Source organism: Moorella naiadis (nom. illeg.) (assembly GCF_051020825.1).
GTDB classification, from domain to species: Bacteria; Bacillota; DSM-521; order Neomoorellales; family Neomoorellaceae; genus Neomoorella; species Neomoorella naiadis.
This window is the reverse complement of the sequence record NZ_JAXGFQ010000003.1, coordinates 140,157-158,906: the sequence shown is the minus strand read 5'-3', so window position 1 is coordinate 158,906 and position 18,750 is coordinate 140,157. Positions and strand designations below refer to the sequence as shown.

Sequence of the window (18,750 nt, the reverse complement as noted above, 5' to 3'; positions counted from 1 at the left end):
CCGTGAGTAAAACCAAAGCCGAAATCAAAACCGAGCGCGTCCTCAAGGCTCTAAACCATGAAGAACCGGACCGGGTACCAATAACCGACGCTTTTTGGAGCCTGTTCCTGCAAGAGTGGCAGAAGGAAAAGGGGCAGGACGCCTTTATCTATGATTTCTATGACCTTGATATTATGCGGATCAGCCCCAATATGGACCCTCACGTCATGCGCAGCCGTTTCATCGAGAAAAACGATGAGTATATGATTTACGAAAGCGGCTGGGGTTCCATTATTAAAAGGCAAATGGAAGCCCCGATGCCTATGTTCTTGGAGTTCGGCATCAAGTCGGCTGCCGACTATGCCAAGTTTGAGTTCGATGATCCTCTTGATCCCCGCCGCTATTACGACGAACGAGACGACATAATCAATACCGGCGATACCTATCGCGTGTTGCCCAGTTTTGCTGAGACAGTAGAGCGCTACAAAGGCGACTATTTTATATTCGGCAGCGTCTGCGAACCTTTTGAAGCCCTCTGGCGCTGCCGGGGAACCGAAGGTGCTTTGATGGACCTGGTACTCTATCCCGATGAGACCATGGCCTTTATCGACCGCCTGACGGAGCATATGCTGGCCATCGGCAAAAAGCAAATAGAGATGTTCAATTTAAAAGGCATGTACATCTGGGGCGACGTGGCTTACGACAAGGGCATGTTCTTTTCCCCGGACCTGTGGCGGAAGATGTTTTACCCGGCGGTGAAGAAGCTGTGCACCGAGTTTCACGCCATGGGGGCGAAGATTATTTACCACGGTTGTGGGAATGCCCGGGTTATTTACGAAGACCTGATCGATGCTAGGGTGGATTGCTATAATCCCCTGGAAGCCAAAGCGGGCCTGGATGTGGTGGAATTAAAGCGCCAGTACAAGGGCCGGCTGGCCTTTAACGGTAATATTGACGTCCGAGTTTTAGCCGAAGGCGATAAAGAAGCGGTCCGGCGGGAAGTCCTGCGCAAACTAAACGCTGCCAAAGGCGGGGGCTATATCGTTTCTTCCGACCATTCCGTAGCTGCCAATGTACCGCCGCAGAATTATGATTACCTGGTGCAACTGGTACGGGAATACGGGAAGTATCCTCTGGATCTAGGGGAATTTGACGAAGAAATATAGTTATAACCGGGGGCCTGAGGTTTGTAACAGTGCCCCCATGGAAGCTTTACATCTGGATACAGGTTGGGGGGTCAACATGGTACTATCGGAATTTCAATTACGCCAGGATATCTGCGAAGTAGGGCGGCGAATTTACCAGCATGGTTACGTGGCTTCCAATGACGGCAATATCAGTTTCCGCCTAAATGAAAATGAAGTATTGGCGACACCTACCGGCGTCAGTAAGGGTTTTATGACTCCAGAGATGTTGGTTAAGGTCAATATGCAAGGAAAACAATTGGCCGGTCAGTTGAAACCCTCGTCAGAAATAAAAATGCACCTGGAAATATACCGCCAGAGGCCGGATGTTCGGGCGGTGATTCACGCTCATCCACCTACGGCTACCGGTTTCGCTGTAGCCGGCATCCCCCTGGATCGCTGTGTGTTGCCGGAAATTATTATCAACCTTGGGAGTATCCCCCTGGCCGCCTACGGTACACCCTCCACGGATGAAGTGCCGGCAGCAGTGAGGAAGTACATTGGTAACCATGACGCCTTGTTGCTGGCCAACCATGGCGCCCTGACGGCCGGTAGGGACATATATAATGCTTATTATAAAATGGAGTCGCTGGAGTTATTTGCAAAGATCAGCCTGACAGCCAGATTGCTAGGTCACGAAAACGTTCTCTCGGCCGAACAGGTCCAGAAATTGATGGCAATCCGGGCCAAAGCAGGAGTTACTTCATCCAACCCCGGCTGTGTGGATTGCGGTGCCTGCAGCATCTCCCCCCGCGAAGCCCCAGGGGTGACCGGCATACCCGAGGATGAACTGCAGGAGATTATTACCCGGGTAACCCGCAGCGTCCTGGATTCCCTGGGGAACAACAAACAGTAAGGAGCAGGGCGGGAAACAGTCGGGGGCCGGCAACCTACGGCAACAAACTGTTAGGGAGAACATGAGCAGGGTACCAACCCGCAGACCCCTCGCATTGCCACTCCCCATCTTGCGCGGATTGGCCTAGCTTAGAATCACACCTGGTTAACGGTAAAAAATGGTTCATTAGCAAGCTTTAAATCAGGAACCGGCGCCGCCGGTTCCGTCAGGCATCTCACCTCCCACGTCTCACATCTCATATCGGAGGCTTTCTATGACCAAGCAGGCATTAGGCATCCTCGAAGTACGCGGCCTGGCCGCAGTAATAGCCGCCGCCGACACCGCCGCCAAGACGGCCGGGGTCACCATCCTCGGCTATGAACAGACCAAAGGCAGCGGCCTGGCGGTACTGAAGATCAGCGGCGAGGTCAGCGCCGTCACCGCAGCATTAGCAGCCGCCCAGGAACAAGCCGCCAGGGTGAGCACCGTCTTTGCCAGCCGGGTCATCGCCCGGCCCCACACAGAGCTGGCCAGTTATTTAAACTAACGGCCCGGCTGGTTAGAGCCATAGCCCCGGCAGAACTAATTTTCGCCGCCCCTACCTTGCTGGGACAACCGGAAACAGGCAAACCCGGCAGCGGCGGCCCCATAATAACCGCCGGCCAGAGCCATTCCTGCCGGCATTTCCAACTAACGGTAAACCTTACCACTAACAACTAACATCACAATTGCGTAAGGAGGCAAATTAACCCATGAGCGCTTTAGGACTCATCGAAACCAAAGGGCTGGTCGCCGCCATCGAAGCGGCCGACGCCATGTTAAAAGCCGCCAGCGTCGAACTGGTCGGCATGGAGAAGATCGGCTCCGGCCTGGTCACCGTCATGGTCAGCGGCGAAGTCGGTGCCGTCAAGGCCGCCACTGAAGCCGGCGGTGCCGCCGCCACCCGACTCGGCGAAGTAATCGCCGTCCATGTCATCCCCCGGCCCCATAGCGACGTAGCTAGTATTTTGCCAGGAAAAAAAGAAGTCGCGGCGAAAGGAGTCGATTAACATGAAAGACGGCGCCTTAGGGCTCATCGAAACCAAAGGGCTGGTCGCCGCCATCGAAGCCGCCGACGCCATGCTCAAAGCCGCTGGCGTCGAATTGGGCGGCATGGAGAAGATCGGCTCGGGCCTGGTTACCGTCATGGTCAGCGGCGACGTCGGCGCCGTCAAGGCGGCCACCGAAGCCGGGGCCGCTGCCGCCGGGAGACTCGGCGAAGTCGTCGCCGTCCACGTCATCCCGCGGCCCCATGCCGACATCGCGCGGATATTACCCTCCTGAAGTGGTGAAAGCCAATGATTGACGAAGCCACCATCGCCAGCATCGTCGCGCAAGTAGTCAAGAACCTCCAGCAACAGCAGGCCGGCAGCGGCACCATCACCCCTGCGGCAGCAGTAACCAGTTGTAGCGGTACCTGCCGGAGCGCCACCACCCCAGGGTCTACAGACGGGGTAGCCGACTGCCAGGTTGGCGGCACCAGCGCCCACGGTGACCGGGGCGTTTACAGCGATCTAGAAGCCGCCATCCAAGCCGCCAAAGCAGCGCAAAAAGAACTGGTCAATTTAAGCCTGGCCACCCGGAAAGAAATCATCACCGCCATCCGTCAGGCGGCCATCGATAACGTCGAAGCAATCGCCAAACTCGCCCACGCAGAAACCGGCTACGGCCGCGTCGAAGACAAGATCCAGAAGAAGCTCTACGCCGCCCGTCTAACCCCGGGCGTCGAAGACTTAAAGACCGAAGCCATCAGCGGTGACCACGGCCTGATCCTGATCGAGCGAGCGCCCTTCGGCCTCATCGCCGCCATCGAGCCGGCCACCCACCCCGGCTCCTGTGTCATCAACCACGCCATCAGCATGGTCGCTGCCGGCAACAGCATCGTCTTCCTGCCCCATCCCCAGGGCCTCAAGACCACCCAGTACCTGGTACGCCTCTTTAATGATGCCATCCAGCAGGCCGGGGGCCCCGCAGACCTGTTGGTAGTAGGCGACAAAGTCAGCCTGGAGAATTTAGACCTGGTCCTGGGGCACCCCGATGTTGATCTCATCGTCGCCACCGGCGGCCCCGAGGTAGTGGGCCGCGCCTTAAAGAGCGGCAAGAAAGCCATCGCCGCCGGCCCCGGCAACCCGCCGGTAGTCGTCGACGAAACCGTCTCAGATCTAAATTACGCCGCCCAATGTATCGTCGCCGGCGCCGCCTTCGACAACACGGTGCTCTGTATCGCCGAAAAAGTGATTATCGCCGTAGAGCAAATAGCCGACGAACTCCTCTACCACTTGCAGGACCACGGCGCCTATCTCGTACGGGATGAAGGGGATAAAGAAAAACTAATGCGCGCCCTCCTGCCCGCCGGCCAGACCTTTAACCCCGAACTAATCGGCAAAGACGCCGCCGTCATCCTCAAAGCAGCCGGCCTGGACGCCCCGGCGAACACCAGGATTGCTGTTCTGGAATGCCCGCCGGAACATCCCCTGGTACAGAAAGAGCAGCTCCTGCCCGTCCTGCCCTTGGTAAGGGTACCCGACTTCGCGGCCGCCATGGAACTGGCGGTAGAGGTAGAGCACGGCTTCAAACATACGGCCCTGATCCACAGCCAGGACGTCAGCCGCATCACCGCCTACGCCCGCAAGCTGCAAACCGACATCCTGGTAGCCAACGCCTCCTCCGCCGCGGGGCTCCACATCGGCGGCGAAGGCCACTTCAGCCACACCATCGCCAGCCCCACCGGCGAAGGCATCTGTACTCCCCGTACCTACACCCGCGAGCAGCGGACAGTCATCGCCGGGGCGCTACGGACGGTAGATTAATACCGGGCTGGCCGGTAAGCCAGGCCGGCCCCGAGGTGAAAAAACAATGCCAGGTATGCCGTTAGACGAACTCATAGAAAAAATAGCTGCCGCCGGCGTTGTCGGCGCCGGCGGGGGCGGTTTCCCCACCGCCTTCAAGTTAAAAACGAAAACACCCATTGCTACGATCATCATTAACGGCGCCGAGTGCGAACCCTTACTCCAAGTTGACCAGGAGTTAATGGCCCGCTACCCGGGGGAACTCCTAGCCGCCTTAGCTACCCTTGTCCGCGGCACCGGCGCCCAAACAGGAGTTATAGCCCTCAAAGAAAAATACCATAACGCCCAGGCCGCCCTGGCCGGGGCGATCAAGACTTACCCGGATTTACAGCTCCACCTTCTCCCGGACGTCTATCCCATGGGCGACGAGCACCTGCTCACTTACAGCATTACCGGGCAGGTTATCCCCCCGGGAGGCCTGCCCCTGCACGCTGGAGCCGTAGTTCTAAACGTCGAGACCCTGTATAACCTCCACCACGCCCTGGCCGGGCAGCCCGTCACCCATAAATACGTGACTATCACCGGCGCCGTCCGCCGGCCGCTGACCGCCAGGGTGCCCCTGGGTATCCCGGTAGCGGAACTCCTTACCCTGGCCGGCGGCCCCCTAAGAGAGGATTACCTCCTCATAGCCGGTGGCCCCTGCATGGGCAAGCCCGTAAGCAGCAATGCCCTGATTACCAAGACCACCAAGGGCATTATCGTGCTGCCCCTGGACCATCCCCTGGCCGCCACCTATCGCCGCGATTTAAACCAGGAGCTCAAGCTGGCATTAAAGGTCTGCTGCCAGTGCCAGCAGTGCACCGACTTCTGCCCGCGCCACCTTCTGGGGCGCCCCCTGGAGCCCCACCGGGTCATGCGCGCCGCCACCTACGGCCTGGCCGACGTAACCTTACCCCAGGCCCTTCTCTGCAGCGAGTGCGGCCTCTGCGACCTCTACGCCTGCCCCTTTAACCTCTCCCCCCGGCAGGTGAACCGCAAAATCAAGGCCGAACTACAGCAGCAGGGCTTTAAGCCCGGCCCCTGGCAGGCTACTAATCCCTCCCCTTTCCGGGCAGGACGGCAGGTACCCACTAAAAGTATTATCAGCCGCCTGGGCCTAAAAGAATACTACGCCCGCCCGGTGGCCTTCCAGGAAGAAGAAATAAACGTCCAAGAGGTCCGCCTACCCTTAAAACAGAGCGCCGGCGCCGCTCCCGTACCGGTAGTCAAAGCGGGCGACCGGGTCCAGGCCGGCGACCTCCTGGCCCTGATAGGCGAAAACACCCTGGGGGCCAGCCTCCACGCCAGCAGCAGCGGCACCGTCGTCGCCGTCAACGACAGTATCATTATCAAGGAAGGAGCCATCCGTGGTGAACGTTGACCGCCACCCCCAAATGAACCTCACACGACGGCTAATGGCACCTGTTGCTGGCGCAACATGGAAGTGGCAGGTTTCAGCTTTCCATCAGGAACTGGCACAGCCAGTTCCTTCCCTGGATCCCACCTCCCACTTCTCACTTCCCATATCTCAATTTGGAGGTGGCGCCTGATGGGCATAGCCTTAGGTCTGATCGAACTCAAGAGCCTGGCGCGGGGATTACAGGTCGCCGACAGCTGCCTTAAAGCCGCGCCGGTAACCGTAAAAATACGCACCACCTGCCCGGGGAAAAGCCTCATCGCCGTCAGCGGCGAGATTAGTGCCGTCCAAAGCGCCGTTGCCCACGGCGTCACCAGCGGCGGGGTGACGGTCATCGCCAGCCTGGTCCTGGGCAACCTGCACCCCGGGGTATGGCCGGCCCTGGCCGGGGTGGTCCCGGGCGAAACAAAAGGCGCCCTGGGCGTCATCGAAACCTTCAGCGTTACGGCCGCCATCAAAGCCGCCGACACCGCCGCCAAGGCCGCCATTATCGAGCTCCGGGACATCCGCCCCGCCTACGGGCTGGGAGGGAAAGGCGTAGTCATCCTGACCGGAAGCGTCGGCGCCGTCCAGGCCGCTGTAGATGCCGCCACCTTACCCCTTAAAGAAGAAGGAGAACTCGTAGATGCTGTTGTTATCCCCTCGCCTCACCCGGAAGTCTGGGAGCAACTAGCGTAAACCCAAGCCCCAGCGGCGAAAGGCGGACTATTCCCCCCCAATTTATTTATATTATATTTAAATGCTACTTTAGCAACCGGTTGTTCATAAATCGGAGTGGGTACGGAGTTGGTAGGGAGCAGGTAGCCAAAATCATTTAAACCACATTTAATTTAATCCCCTCCCGGGTGGCCAAGAAAAGCCGGTTCACCAGCCGGCAGGCTAAATGGCCGGCCTGCCGCCAACTTCCGGGGCATTGCCAGCCGCCTATTAGGGAGGGCTGCTGCCATCCAGATTGGCAGTCCTGACAGCCAACCATACTTAAAAGCAAGGTGACCGCTCAATGACCACAACCGCCCTAATTGAATTAATCACCAGGGAAGTACTGGCCGAACTAAAGGAACGCCGGGGTAAAACCGCCGGGATCAATACGGCAGCCGCTTCTAACCCGGCAGCCAAACGGGTACCTGTCGCCGTCTCCGCCCGCCACGTCCACCTGGCGCAGCAGGAGATCGCTATCCTCTTCGGCCCGGGCTACCGGCTGACCAAACGGAACGACCTCTACCAGCCGGGGGAATTCGCCACCAACGAGGTCGTCACCCTGGTAGGCCCCAAACTGCGGCCCCTGACCGGCGTCCGCATCCTAGGGCCGGTGCGCGACCGTACCCAGGTGGAGATCTCCCGCACCGACGCCATCCTCTTAGGTATCCCGGCACCGGTGCGCCGTTCCGGGGACCTGGCCGGCTCCGCCCCCATTACCCTGGTGGGGCCTAAAGGCTCCGTCACCCTGCCCGAAGGGGCCATCATCGCCAACCGCCACATCCACATGAGCCCGGTGGAGGCAGAAAAGTGGGGCCTCAAGGACAACGACGAAGTCACGGTACGGACCATCAAGACTGAAAGGCCCACCATCTTCGGCGGCGTCCAGGTGCGGGTCAGTCCCCAATTCAAGCTTATCATGCACATCGACACCGACGACGCCAACGCCGCCGGTCTCCGGTGTGATGACGAAGTAGAAATCAGGTGAGAAGATGCTGATTGCTGAAGTGACCGGTACAGTGGTCGCCACCCGCAAGCACGAAAGCCTGACCGGCAGCAAACTCCTCCTCATCCGGCCCCTCCAGGGCAGCCGCCGCGGGGAAACCCTGGTGGCCGTCGATGCTGTGGGCGCCGGCAAAGGAGAACTGGTGCTGGTGGTCACCGGTAGTGCCGCCCGGCTGGGCCTCAATGTGGCCTATGCCCCGGTGGACCTGACCATTGTGGGTATAATCGACCAGGTGGAAGGGGACATCAAGGGGCTGTCGCGGTAGGCTGATGCTCGCTACGTCTGGGGTAATCAAATCAATTACCTGCAGGCACCGCCAGGAGTCCCCCGTGGCGGTAATTAACCTAACTGGCCCCAGGGTAAAATGCGGGGGAGGCGGGGGTGCAGCCAGAAAGGTGTAGGTAGTTTCCCTGGAAGATCCCAACTGTCACTAACTGCCTTTTATAGTAGGAGGAAAAACCGGTGCAAATCCTGGCCTTAAACTGCGGCGGGTCTTCGGTAAAGTATAAAGTCTTCGCCATGCCGGCGGAGAAAGCCCTGGTCCAGGGCAGCGTCGAGCGTATCGGCAGCTCGAAAACCACTTTGCACCACCGGGATTTAATGGATGGGTCCAGAGATTGCCAGAAACACCTGCCCCGGGGGGGTTACGTGGAGGCCCTGGCAGAGATTCTTAACTTGCTGCAGCCTTACCACCTGGATGCCGTCGGCCACCGGGTGGTCCACGGTGGCGCCAGTTTACGCCGCCCGACCCGCATCGATGCCACGGTGCTGGGCACCCTAAAGGCCTGCTGCCAGCTGGCGCCCCTGCACAACCCGGCCAACATTGCCGGTATCGAGGCCGTGACCAGGCTCCTGCCTGGAATACCCCAGGTGGCCGTCTGCGACAACACCTTCCACCTGAGCCTGCCGCCGCAAGCCTACCTTTACGGCCTGCCCTACGAGTATTACGAGGGCTATGGCCTGCGGCGCTATGGGTTTCACGGCATCACTTTTACCTATATGGTCAACCGCGCCGCCGAGATCCTGGGGCGGGACTTGAAAGAACTAAAGATTGTTTCCCTCATGCTCGGTAGCGGTACCACGGCCAACGCCTGCTGTCACGGGGAATCTATCGACGTCTCCACCGGCTTTACCCCCACCGAGGGGCTCCTCCAGTCCACCCGCTGCGGCGACGTCGACCCCGGCGCCCTGATTTTTCTCCTGCGGCAGGAAGGCCTTTCCCCCGATGATTTGGAGGAAGTAATCAACAAGAAAAGTGGTTGGTTGGGTATCTCCGGCGTCAGCAACGATTACCGAGAGTTAGAAGTAGCAGCCGTTGCCGGGCATGAACGGGCTCGCCTGGCCCTGGAGGTCCTGGCCTACCGGGCGCAGAAATATGTGGGCGCCTACGCGGCGGCCATGGGCGGGATTGATGTTTTAATCTTTTCCGGCGGTATCGGGGAAAAGAGCGCCAGGTTGCGCGAGGAGATCTGCCGCAACCTGGAGTTCCTGGGCATCGAACTGGATGGCGACAGCAACGAAAACGGCAGCGGTGACCGCCTGATCTCAATCCCGGAAGCTAGAGTTCAGGTCCTGGTGGTGCATACCGACGAAGAAGTTATGATTGCCCGGGAAACGATAAGGGTGCTGATTGGAGAGGACCTCATTTAAGATGGTTTGCGCCCGTTACTCTTCCACTTTCTACCTCATTCCTTAAAGGAGATGTCAAATTATGCGCTATCTCGCCTTTGACCTGGGGGCGGAGAGCGGCCGGGCCATAATCGGTACCCTGAGCGAGGGCCGCCTCACCCTGAAAGAGATCTACCGTTTCCCTAACGAACCCATCAGGATCCCCAACGGCCTGCACTGGGATGTTTTACGCCTCTTTCACGAAATGAAAGAAGGCCTGCGCCGGGCTGTGGCCCGCTACGGGACGGGCCTTAAAAGCCTGGCCATTGACACCTGGGGCGTGGATTTCGGCCTCCTGGGGGAAAAGGATATCCTCCTGGGCAATCCCTACCATTACCGGGACGGCCGCACCCGGGGCATAATGGAAGAAGCCTGCAAGGTAGTATCCCGGGAAGAGATTTTCCGGCAAACTGGCATTCAGTTTATGCCCATCAACTCCCTTTACCAGCTCATAGCCTGGCAGCGACAGCAGCCAGGCCTGTTAAGCCAGGCCCGGACCCTGCTAATGATGCCCGACCTCTTTAACTTCTTTTTTACCGGCATAAAAGCTAGCGAATTTACCATCGCCAGCACCACCCAGATGTACAACCCCTGCACCGGTAGTTGGGCTACCGGCATGCTGGAAAAATTGGGGTTACCGGTTACCCTGCTCCCGGCCATCAACTCGCCGGGGACGATTATAGGCCGTCTCTTACCCCGGGTAGCCCGGGAAACGGGAGCGGTGGAAATAGCCGTCATCGCCACCGGCAGCCACGATACGGCCAGCGCTGTGGCCGCCGTCCCGGCAGCAGGGCCGGAATACCTGTACATCAGCTGCGGCACCTGGTCCCTGGTAGGGGTAGAGGTCAAGGAACCGGTAATTAACGAACAAACCTTTAGCCTTAACTTTACCAACGAAGGTGGGGTGGGCGGTACCTTCCGGCTCCTCAAGAATGTCACCGGCCTGTGGCTGGTCCAGGAGTGCCGCCGCACCTGGGCGCGCCAGGGGGAAGCTTTAAGCTACGCTGAGCTGGCGGCCCTGGCCCGGGAAGCCAAGCCATTGACAGCAGTTGTCGACCCGGATCACCCGGCCTTCCTGAACCCGGAAGACATGCCGGCGGCCATCCAGGTATACTGCCGGGAAACGGGCCAGCCTGTGCCCCGGACTAAAGGCGAGATCGTCAGGTGCGCCCTGGAGAGCCTGGCCTTGAAATACCGCTGGGTGCTGGAAAAGCTGGAGGGCATCCTGGGGAAGCAACTGCCGGTCATCCATATGGTAGGCGGCGGCACGCAGAACGAGCTCCTCTGCCAGTTTACCGCCAGCGCCATCGGGCGCCCGGTGGTGGCCGGCCCAGTGGAAGCCACGGCCGCCGGCAACCTGCTGGTCCAGGCCATGGCGCTGGGGGAAGTGGAGGATTTAGCCGCAGCCCGGGAAATCGTGCGCCGTTCTTTCACCCTGCAAAACTATGAACCAGAGGGTACAGAATTATGGGATAAAAGGTACAACAGGTTTGTAGAAATACTTAGCTAGCGAGATTACTATTACCCAGGCTTTTTAGAGCGATAATTCAACCATGGAAATTCAGGAATATCACGGCCTGAAGCAGATTTTAGCTGCGTCAGGCCTACTTTTTTGGTTTTTTTGGGGCGACTCATTGGCAAGGGCCATGCTATGGCTCCAGCATGAAATAGTTCAAAAGTGCTCTTTTTTCCGCTTAAAAACGGCTCAGATAATCAGCCCCGGCTTGATTTTTCCCTTGCGGGACGGGAAATCATATGCTATACTATTTTCAGGTTGTTTTCCGCTAGATATTACTTTGTTGCTTTGCTGGAAAAGAGTGGGTTGCTACCCACTCTTTTATGTTGACGGCCGGGAGGTAAATCTTTGAGTAAACTGACAACCCTAATCCAGGACCTGGTGGAACCGGTGCTTACCCCCCTGGGCTATGAACTGATCGACCTGCAATACGGCCGAGAGGGGGGCCGTTATATCCTGCGGCTCTTCATCGATAGGCCGGAAGGAATCGGCCTGGATGACTGTGAAAAGGCCAGCCGGGCTGTGGGGGAGATTCTGGATCGGGAAGACCCTATACCCAACAGCTACTACCTGGAAGTATCTTCCCCGGGCCTGGAGCGCCCGTTGAAGAAGGAAGACGATTTTAAACGCTTTACCGGGCGCAGGGTCAAGCTGCGCACCTTCACTCCCATTGACGGGCAGCGCCACTTTCAAGGGCGGTTACGCGGTTACCAGGAGGGCGCGGTCACGTTAGAACTCCCGGAGGGGCAGCAACTGGCCATACCCCTGGAACAGGTAGCTACTGCCAGGCTGGTGTTTGACCCGGCAGATGACGAGGAGGCCTAGTTTAAGGATGAATAGTGAGTTTATCCAGGCCCTGCGGGACCTGGAGAGGGAAAAAGGCATTAATGCCGGCGTCTTGCTCGAAGCAATTGAAGCGGCCTTGATTTCGGCCTATAAAAAGAATTTCGGTTCCCTGCAGAATGTGAGGGTTGATATCCAGCGGGATACCGGGGAGATTAAAGTCCTGGCCCAGCGCCAGGTGGTAGAAGAGGTTACCGACCCGCGGCAGGAGATTTCCCTGGAGGAAGCCCGGGCCCTTAATAGCAATTATGAACTCGGCGATATAGTTGAAAGGGAAGTAACCCCGCGGGATTTTGGCCGCATTGCCGCCCAGACGGCCAAACAGGTGGTCGTCCAGAGGATCCGCGAAGCCGAGCGGGGGATGATTTATGAAGAATTTATTGGCCGGGAAAATGATCTCATTACCGGCGTGGTCCAGCGCCAGGAGGGTAAAAACGTCATCCTGGACCTGGGCCGGGCTGAGGCCATCCTGCTTCCCAGTGAACAGAGTCCCGCCGAAACCTATCGCCAGGGGGAGCGTTTAAAGGCTTACGTCCTGGAGGTCAGGAAGACCAACAAGGGGCCCCAGATTTTAGTATCCCGGACCCATCCAGGCTTGATTAAACGACTCTTTGAACTGGAAGTCCCGGAGATTCATGACGGTATCGTCGAAGTCAAGGGTGTGGCCAGGGAGCCCGGGGCCCGGTCGAAGATCGCCGTTCATTCCCGGGATGAAAAGGTCGACCCGGTGGGTTCCTGCGTAGGCCCCCGGGGGTCGCGGGTCCAGGCTGTAGTCCAGGAATTGCGGGGGGAAAAGGTAGATATTATTAAATGGAGTGAGGACCCGGCTGTTTATGTGGCCAACTCCTTGAGCCCGGCGCGGGTTCTGGATGTCACCGTCGATGAAGAGAACAAGGTCAGCCAGGTAATCGTGCCCGATAACCAGCTCTCCCTGGCTATCGGCAAGGAAGGCCAGAATGCCAGGCTGGCGGCCAGGATTACCGGTTGGAAAATCGATATTAAACCGGAATCGGAAGCCGGCGATTGGGACGACTGGGAGGCCGACCTGGATCTTGACGGCGGCCTGGAGGAGGAGTAAGCTTGCCTAAGCCCCGCAAAATACCCGTAAGGATGTGTGTCGGTTGCCGGGCCCGCAATGACAAACGCAATTTACTGCGGGTAGTGCGGACACCGGAACAGGAGGTAGTTGTTGATCCTACCGGTAAACGGGCCGGGCGTGGCGCTTATCTCTGCCCGCGGGTGGAATGCCTGCGGAAAGCCGTTAAGAGCCGGGCCCTGGAGCGGGCCCTGGGTGTAGTCGTTTCTCCAGAGGTATTGGCCCGCCTCGAGTCCGGTTTTAACCGGGGAAGCAGTGATGAATAGAATCTATAGTCTTCTCGGCCTGGCCTGTCGGGCCGGTAAAATCGCCTGGGGTTACCAGGCGGTGGTGGCCGCCCTTAAAGGTCATAAAGCAGAACTGGTTTTACTGGCCGGGGATAGCAGTCCCCGGCTCCAGGCAAAACTGCTGCGGTCTTGCCGGGAGTACGGCAGTCAGGGGTTGATTTACGGGCAAAAAAACGAACTGGGAGCAGCACTGGGTAAGCCCCCGTGTGCTGTCGTCGCCATTACTGATAGAAACTTCGCCGCCTTAATTCAAAATGGGGTACGGGAGGTTGATGTATGAAAATATGGGGGTGGTTTAATGGCCAAAACGCGCGTTTACGAATTAGCCAAGGAATTAAAGGTTACCAATAAAGATCTCATAGATACCATGGCCCGGCTGGGGATTTATACCCGTTCCCACATGAGTGTCCTGGAAAATGGGGAAGTTATCAAAGTACGCAATCACTACCGGCAGCAGTGGCGGGCGGCCAAGCTGGCCCGGATGAAGCGGGAACAGGCCGGGGTCAAGGCTAAGCAGGCTGAGGCCGGAGCCCAGGCACCAGCAGCTACCCAGGCGGAGGCACAGCTAGCCCGTCCGGAAGGATCGCCGGCTCGACAAGAAGCTTCCCCCGTAGCCCCACCGCCAGCCCCGGCAGCCGGGGTAGCGGCGCCACAGGCTACCGGGACGGTAACTGCCCCGCCGGCACCGGCCACAACGGCAGGACCAGGTCCCTTAACTGCCGGCGGGCCTCGGGGGCAGGCTCAAGAGGCTCCGGCCCCGGAGGAATCCCGGCCCCGCCAGCAGGCGCAGTCTCAGCCGCGGCAACAACGCCCACAGGGACAACAACAGCAGCCCCGGCACAGGGATAATAGGGTCTATAATCAAAGGCAGCCGGCAGGTCGAGAGCCCCGGGCCCAGGTGGGCCTACCCCAACATCCCCAGGCCGGCGAGGCCGGCCAGCGCCAGCGTCCCCAGGGCGGCGAACCCGGCCGGGGGCAGCAACCATGGCGGGATAAAAGGCACCGGGGCGAAGGACCCCACCGCCAGGAAGAGAATAGAGGCCCGTCCCGGGAAACCCCGGCGGCCCGGACCGACACCAGGGACCAGGGAGTTGGCCAGCGACCGGCGGCCGACAGGGGCCAGCGCCGTCCAGGTCCGGCTTACAATAAACCCCTGCGGATTCCCAAACCCCCGGAGGCAGTCACTAAAGACTTGCCGGAAAAACGTCGTGAGCGGCCTAACGCCAAACCGGCTACCAAACCCGAGGCCGGGCGCAGTCGTAAAAAAGAGCTGGAACACCAGCGGGAAGAGCGCCTGCTGCGGCGGGATAGGAATAAAGGCAAGGCTCAGAAGCATAAAGAGACCCCCAAAGTGGTCTTTAAGATTACCCTAACCGGAAACATCACTGTTCAGGAACTGGCCAAGAGGATCGGGAAAACGGCGGCCGAGGTTATTAAGTACCTCATGGGCCAGGGTATAATGGCCACCATCAACCAGGAACTGGACATCGACACCGCGGCCCTGGCAGCCCAGGATCTGGGTGCGGTTGTGGAGATTAAACAAGAGAAGCCGCTTACCGAACTGGAAGACCCGGTCGACCCGCCGGAGACCCTGCGCGAACGGCCGCCGGTGGTTACCGTCATGGGCCACGTCGATCACGGGAAAACCTCCCTGCTGGATGCCATCCGCCGTACCAACGTTACTGCCAGCGAAGCTGGAGGTATTACCCAGCACATCGGGGCCTACCAGGTCAGGCTGAAGAACCGGAAGATCACCTTCCTGGATACTCCTGGTCACGCGGCCTTTACCGCTATGCGCGCCCGGGGCGCCCAGGCTACAGATATTGCCATCCTGGTGGTGGCTGCCGACGACGGCGTCATGCCCCAGACCATTGAGGCTATCAACCACGCCAAAGCAGCCGGCGTGCCCATTGTCGTGGCCATTAATAAAATTGATCGCCCCGATGCCAACCCGGACCGGGTCAAACAACAGCTGACGGAATACGGCCTGGTCGCGGAGGAATGGGGTGGCGAGACCATTATGGTTCCGGTGTCGGCGGTGACGAAACAGGGCCTCAACGAACTTCTGGAAATGGTCCTGCTGACGGCCGATGTGGCCGAGCTTAAGGCCAACCCGGATCGCCCCGCCCGGGGTATCGTTATTGAAGCCCAACTTGACCGGGGTCGTGGCCCGGTGGCCACCATGCTGGTCCAGAAGGGCACCCTGAAGGTAGGCGACAATCTGGTCGCCGGTGCGGTAAGCGGTCGCGTCCGGGCCATGGTGGATGATCGCGGCGAACGGGTGAACAGCGCCCCCCCGTCCACCCCGGTGGAAGTCCTGGGTTTGTCGGAGTTGCCTGAGGCCGGCGATGTCTTCCAGGTAGTCGAGGATGAGAAGCTAGCCCGCCAGATCGCCACCTCCCGCCAGGAGGAAAAACGCCAGGAAGAGATGCAGGTTGCCGGCAAGACCTCCCTGGATGATCTGTTTAAACAGATGGAAGCCGGGGAAGTTAAAGAACTGAATCTGGTAATTAAGGGGGATGTCCAGGGTTCGGTAGAGGCTTTGCGGAGCGCCCTGGAGCAACTCTCGACCAAAGAGGTCAAGGTGAACCTCCTCCACGGCGGGGTGGGGGCGATAACGGAGACCGACGTCATGCTGGCAGCGGCTTCCCGGGCGATTATCATCGGCTTCAACGTCCGGCCGGAAGCCAATGTCCGCAAAGCAGCCGAGGAAGCCGGGGTGGAGATCCGGCTCTACCGGGTCATTTATGAGGTTGTTGATGACGTCCGGGCGGCCATGTCCGGCCTCCTGGAACCGGAGCAGCGCGAGGCCACCCTGGGCCGGGCCGAAGTCCGGGCTACCTTCAAGGTTCCCAAGGCGGGTACAGTAGCCGGCTGCTTGGTTACAGAAGGCAAGATCCAGAATCATGCCCTGGCCCGGGTTATCAGGGACGGCGTTGTGGTCTTCGAGGGCCGCATCGATTCCTTGAAACGCTTTAAAGACGATGCCCGGGAAGTAGCCCAGGGCTACGAATGCGGTGTTGGCCTGGAGAAGTTCAACGACATCAAAGAGGGCGACGTCATCGAAGCCTACACCATCGAAGAGATCAAACGGGAACTTTAGGGAGGCGATGGCCGTGACCGCGAGGAACCAGCGGGTAGCTGAAGAGATGAAGAAAGAAGTCGCCCGGATTATCCGGGATGAAGTCAAAGACCCGCGCCTGGAAGCTGGCCTGGTGAGCGTTACGGGAGTAGAACTATCCAACGACCGCCACTATGCCAAGGTCTATGTCAGTATCTACGGCGACGATGAGGTTAAAAATCAGGCCATGGAGGGACTGACCAGGGCTACCAGCTTTATCCGGCGGGAGATCGGCCAGTGTTTGAGCCTCCGTTATACACCGGAGATCACCTTTAAAATAGATGCCTCCATCGAGCACGGGGATCATATCAACCGGTTGCTGGCCCGGGTGAGGGCCGGGGAACAGCCTGATGAGTGACATCGCTAGGATAGCGGCCACCTTAGCCACGGCCCGGGACGTGGCGGTGGCCACCCACATTATCCCGGACGGGGATTGCTTGGGCTCTATGCTCGCCCTGACCCTGGCCCTCAGGGACCGGGGCGCCAGGGTAGTGGCTATTAATGCCGACCCGGTCCCGGAGATGTTCCAGTACCTGCCGGGGCAGGAGACCATTATACCCCCAGCCAGGGTAACCCAGATGCCGCCGTTACTCGTCATGGTGGATTGTACGGACCTGGAACGAGCCGGTAACGGCTTTGGCGCCTGGCAGAACCGGGTGGAGAAGATAATCAACATCGACCATCACGTCAGTAATACCCGTTTCGGCCACCTGAACCTGGTGGATGGCCAGGCGGCGGCAACGGCGGAATTAATCTACGCCATCCTTGAGGCTATACCGGTAAACATTACCCCGAAGGTGGCTACCTGTCTTTATACGGGTCTGGCCACTGACACCGGCTCTTTCCAGTATGAGAGCTGTACGGCCCGGACCCTGCGCCTGGCCGCCAACCTCATGGAAAGGGGAGCCCTAATGCCCCTCATCCGGGAATACCTGTGGGAAAGGAAACCCTTGCATAGTATCCGCCTCCTGGCGGCTACCCTGCCTACTCTCACCCTGGCCTACGACGGGCGGGTGGCCTGGCTGACGGTAACCAGGGCGACCCTGGAGGCCACCGGTTGCGGGCCGGAACATGCTGAGGGCCTGGTCAATTATCCCCGCAGCATTGCCGGGGTAGAAGTCGGCCTGCTCTTCCGGGAATTACCCGAAGGTAAAATCAAGGTCAGCCTGCGTTCGAAAAAAATTGTGGATGTCAACCAAGTGGCGGGCTTATTTGGCGGCGGCGGTCACCGCCGGGCCGCCGGCTGTACCCTTGCCGGCGAACTGGAGACAGTAGTCGCCAGGGTGGTGGCCGCCGCCGGTGCGGCCCTGACAAAATGATCACGGGCTTTATTAACGTCTTAAAACCACCGGGGCTGACCTCCCACGACGTCGTCCAGCAATTACGCCGGATTCTAAAAGAAAAGAAAATCGGTCACGCCGGCACCCTGGATCCCCTGGCAGCCGGCGTCCTGCCGGTGGCCGCCGGCAGGGCCACCCGTTTGCTGGAGTACCTTCAGGGGGATAAGGCTTACCGGGCTGAATTTATCCTGGGCCTCAAGACCGACACCCAGGACCTGGACGGCCGGATCCTGGCCCGGACGCCCTGCCCGCCCTTTACAAAGGGGGAATTGCAGGCGGCTGCTATACCCCTGACAGGACCGATCCTCCAGGTACCGCCCATGGTATCGGCGGTACACTATCAGGGGCGCCGCCTGTATGAACTGGCCCAGGAGGGCCTGGAAGTGGAACGGCCGGCGCGGCCGGTGACCGTCTACCAATTTCAAGTCCTTAAGGCCTGGCGCGACCCTCCCTATTACCGGGCTTTAGTGGATATTACCTGTTCCCGGGGCACCTACGTTCGTACCCTAGGGGCTGATTGGGGCGACCGTCTGGGCGTGGGGGCCACCCTGGCCTTTTTGTTGCGCACCCGGGCCGGGAGCTTCCGGCTGAGCAGTGCCTGGACCCTGGAAGAAATCGCGGCTATGGCCAGGGCGGGCAGCCAGGAGTTTCTCCTGCCCCCTGCCGCCGGCCTCCAGCACCTGGCGGCGGTTACTGTACCCGAGGATTTTATTCCGGCCGTGCGCAACGGCGTCGCCCTCAAAAGAGAGGTATGCCCGTTGCTGCCGGTAGTTCAGGCCGGCGATATCGTGCGCCTGGAGGATGGGGCCGGGGAGCTCCTGGCCCTGGCTCGGGTGGAGGACAATAACCAGGGGGCATATCTTTTTAAGCCCCATAAGGTTTTGTGAAGGGGTAG

General features: G+C 59.4%; 20 protein-coding genes. All 20 read left to right on the top strand.

Annotated features, from left to right (window positions below; genetic code table 11):
• The first annotated feature begins 2 nt into the window (after nucleotides 1–2).
• The 20 genes from SDD30_RS03205 to truB all read left to right on the top strand — a co-directional run bounded on the left by SDD30_RS03205 (nucleotide 3) and on the right by truB (nucleotide 18,742).
• On the top strand, nucleotides 3–1,145 hold the full coding sequence (locus SDD30_RS03205) for a uroporphyrinogen decarboxylase family protein (protein ID WP_434073489.1): 1,143 nt from the start codon (nucleotides 3–5) through the stop codon (nucleotides 1,143–1,145).
• A 76-nt stretch (nucleotides 1,146–1,221) separates the two neighbouring features.
• Entirely contained in the window at nucleotides 1,222–2,019 is a 798-nt protein-coding gene (locus SDD30_RS03200) for a class II aldolase/adducin family protein (RefSeq protein WP_434073488.1), read from the top strand.
• 253 nt (nucleotides 2,020–2,272) lie between these two features.
• Nucleotides 2,273–2,545 carry a BMC domain-containing protein gene (locus SDD30_RS03195; RefSeq protein ID WP_434073487.1) on the top strand — a complete coding sequence of 91 codons (273 nt, stop codon included), beginning with the start codon at nucleotides 2,273–2,275 and terminating at the stop codon, nucleotides 2,543–2,545.
• Between the two features lie 205 nt (nucleotides 2,546–2,750).
• Nucleotides 2,751–3,047, top strand: a complete 297-nt coding sequence (locus SDD30_RS03190; protein ID WP_434073486.1) for a BMC domain-containing protein — start codon at nucleotides 2,751–2,753, stop codon at nucleotides 3,045–3,047.
• Between the two features lies 1 nt (nucleotide 3,048).
• Complete coding sequence (locus tag SDD30_RS03185; protein WP_434073485.1) at nucleotides 3,049–3,321, top strand: BMC domain-containing protein; 273 nt, start codon at nucleotides 3,049–3,051, stop codon at nucleotides 3,319–3,321.
• A 14-nt stretch (nucleotides 3,322–3,335) separates the two neighbouring features.
• Nucleotides 3,336–4,847, top strand: a complete 1,512-nt coding sequence (locus SDD30_RS03180; RefSeq protein ID WP_434073484.1) for an aldehyde dehydrogenase — start codon at nucleotides 3,336–3,338, stop codon at nucleotides 4,845–4,847.
• A 46-nt stretch (nucleotides 4,848–4,893) separates the two neighbouring features.
• Nucleotides 4,894–6,246: a 4Fe-4S dicluster domain-containing protein gene (locus tag SDD30_RS03175; RefSeq protein WP_434073483.1), complete on the top strand. Its 1,353-nt coding sequence runs from the start codon at nucleotides 4,894–4,896 to the stop codon at nucleotides 6,244–6,246.
• A gap of 168 nt (nucleotides 6,247–6,414) precedes the next feature.
• Nucleotides 6,415–6,960, top strand: a complete 546-nt coding sequence (locus tag SDD30_RS03170) for a BMC domain-containing protein (protein WP_434073482.1) — start codon at nucleotides 6,415–6,417, stop codon at nucleotides 6,958–6,960.
• Between the two features lie 322 nt (nucleotides 6,961–7,282).
• Complete coding sequence (gene pduL / locus SDD30_RS03165; RefSeq protein WP_434073481.1) at nucleotides 7,283–7,966, top strand: phosphate propanoyltransferase; 684 nt, start codon at nucleotides 7,283–7,285, stop codon at nucleotides 7,964–7,966.
• A gap of 4 nt (nucleotides 7,967–7,970) precedes the next feature.
• Nucleotides 7,971–8,249: a EutN/CcmL family microcompartment protein gene (locus SDD30_RS03160; RefSeq protein WP_434073480.1), complete on the top strand. Its 279-nt coding sequence runs from the start codon at nucleotides 7,971–7,973 to the stop codon at nucleotides 8,247–8,249.
• Nucleotides 8,250–8,446: 197 nt separating this feature from the next.
• A complete protein-coding gene (locus SDD30_RS03155; RefSeq protein ID WP_434073479.1) occupies nucleotides 8,447–9,634 on the top strand; it encodes an acetate/propionate family kinase in 1,188 nt (395 codons plus the stop codon).
• Nucleotides 9,635–9,695: 61 nt separating this feature from the next.
• The gene (locus tag SDD30_RS03150; protein ID WP_434073478.1) at nucleotides 9,696–11,162 is read left to right on the top strand and encodes a rhamnulokinase; all 1,467 of its coding nucleotides are present in this window, start codon (nucleotides 9,696–9,698) and stop codon (nucleotides 11,160–11,162) included.
• Between the two features lie 354 nt (nucleotides 11,163–11,516).
• On the top strand, nucleotides 11,517–11,993 hold the full coding sequence (rimP, locus tag SDD30_RS03145) for a ribosome maturation factor RimP (protein WP_434073477.1): 477 nt from the start codon (nucleotides 11,517–11,519) through the stop codon (nucleotides 11,991–11,993).
• 7 nt (nucleotides 11,994–12,000) lie between these two features.
• The gene (gene nusA, locus SDD30_RS03140) at nucleotides 12,001–13,089 is read left to right on the top strand and encodes a transcription termination factor NusA (protein ID WP_434073476.1); all 1,089 of its coding nucleotides are present in this window, start codon (nucleotides 12,001–12,003) and stop codon (nucleotides 13,087–13,089) included.
• A 2-nt stretch (nucleotides 13,090–13,091) separates the two neighbouring features.
• Nucleotides 13,092–13,373 carry an RNase P modulator RnpM gene (gene rnpM / locus SDD30_RS03135; RefSeq protein WP_434073475.1) on the top strand — a complete coding sequence of 94 codons (282 nt, stop codon included), beginning with the start codon at nucleotides 13,092–13,094 and terminating at the stop codon, nucleotides 13,371–13,373.
• The gene (locus SDD30_RS03130) at nucleotides 13,366–13,674 is read left to right on the top strand and encodes a L7Ae/L30e/S12e/Gadd45 family ribosomal protein (protein ID WP_434073474.1); all 309 of its coding nucleotides are present in this window, start codon (nucleotides 13,366–13,368) and stop codon (nucleotides 13,672–13,674) included. Before rnpM ends, SDD30_RS03130 begins: the two co-directional genes overlap by 8 nt.
• 18 nt (nucleotides 13,675–13,692) lie before the next feature.
• Nucleotides 13,693–16,497, top strand: a complete 2,805-nt coding sequence (infB, locus tag SDD30_RS03125) for a translation initiation factor IF-2 (protein ID WP_434073473.1) — start codon at nucleotides 13,693–13,695, stop codon at nucleotides 16,495–16,497.
• Between the two features lie 7 nt (nucleotides 16,498–16,504).
• Nucleotides 16,505–16,873, top strand: coding sequence for a 30S ribosome-binding factor RbfA (gene rbfA, locus SDD30_RS03120; protein WP_434073472.1), 369 nt, complete (start codon nucleotides 16,505–16,507; stop codon nucleotides 16,871–16,873).
• Nucleotides 16,866–17,834: a DHH family phosphoesterase gene (locus SDD30_RS03115; RefSeq protein ID WP_434073471.1), complete on the top strand. Its 969-nt coding sequence runs from the start codon at nucleotides 16,866–16,868 to the stop codon at nucleotides 17,832–17,834. Before rbfA ends, SDD30_RS03115 begins: the two co-directional genes overlap by 8 nt.
• Nucleotides 17,831–18,742, top strand: a complete 912-nt coding sequence (truB, locus tag SDD30_RS03110) for a tRNA pseudouridine(55) synthase TruB (protein WP_434073470.1) — start codon at nucleotides 17,831–17,833, stop codon at nucleotides 18,740–18,742. Before SDD30_RS03115 ends, truB begins: the two co-directional genes overlap by 4 nt.
• The last annotated feature ends 8 nt before the right edge of the window (nucleotides 18,743–18,750 follow it).

Excerpts from the sequence above, each read along its gene's own strand:
- SDD30_RS03200 (WP_434073488.1), top strand. The coding sequence starts at position 1,222 with ATGGTACTATCGGAATTTCAATTACGCCAGGATATCTGCGAAGTAGGG.
- SDD30_RS03195 (WP_434073487.1), top strand. The coding sequence starts at position 2,273 with ATGACCAAGCAGGCATTAGGCATCCTCGAAGTACGCGGCCTGGCCGCA.
- SDD30_RS03190 (WP_434073486.1), top strand. The coding sequence starts at position 2,751 with ATGAGCGCTTTAGGACTCATCGAAACCAAAGGGCTGGTCGCCGCCATC.
- SDD30_RS03185 (WP_434073485.1), top strand. The coding sequence starts at position 3,049 with ATGAAAGACGGCGCCTTAGGGCTCATCGAAACCAAAGGGCTGGTCGCC.
- SDD30_RS03180 (WP_434073484.1), top strand. The coding sequence starts at position 3,336 with ATGATTGACGAAGCCACCATCGCCAGCATCGTCGCGCAAGTAGTCAAG.
- SDD30_RS03175 (WP_434073483.1), top strand. The coding sequence starts at position 4,894 with ATGCCAGGTATGCCGTTAGACGAACTCATAGAAAAAATAGCTGCCGCC.
- SDD30_RS03170 (WP_434073482.1), top strand. The coding sequence starts at position 6,415 with ATGGGCATAGCCTTAGGTCTGATCGAACTCAAGAGCCTGGCGCGGGGA.
- pduL (WP_434073481.1), top strand. The coding sequence starts at position 7,283 with ATGACCACAACCGCCCTAATTGAATTAATCACCAGGGAAGTACTGGCC.
- SDD30_RS03160 (WP_434073480.1), top strand. The coding sequence starts at position 7,971 with ATGCTGATTGCTGAAGTGACCGGTACAGTGGTCGCCACCCGCAAGCAC.
- SDD30_RS03150 (WP_434073478.1), top strand. The coding sequence starts at position 9,696 with ATGCGCTATCTCGCCTTTGACCTGGGGGCGGAGAGCGGCCGGGCCATA.
- nusA (WP_434073476.1), top strand. The coding sequence starts at position 12,001 with ATGAATAGTGAGTTTATCCAGGCCCTGCGGGACCTGGAGAGGGAAAAA.
- SDD30_RS03130 (WP_434073474.1), top strand. The coding sequence starts at position 13,366 with ATGAATAGAATCTATAGTCTTCTCGGCCTGGCCTGTCGGGCCGGTAAA.
- infB (WP_434073473.1), top strand. The coding sequence starts at position 13,693 with ATGGCCAAAACGCGCGTTTACGAATTAGCCAAGGAATTAAAGGTTACC.
- rbfA (WP_434073472.1), top strand. The coding sequence starts at position 16,505 with ATGGCCGTGACCGCGAGGAACCAGCGGGTAGCTGAAGAGATGAAGAAA.
- SDD30_RS03115 (WP_434073471.1), top strand. The coding sequence starts at position 16,866 with ATGAGTGACATCGCTAGGATAGCGGCCACCTTAGCCACGGCCCGGGAC.
- truB (WP_434073470.1), top strand. The coding sequence starts at position 17,831 with ATGATCACGGGCTTTATTAACGTCTTAAAACCACCGGGGCTGACCTCC.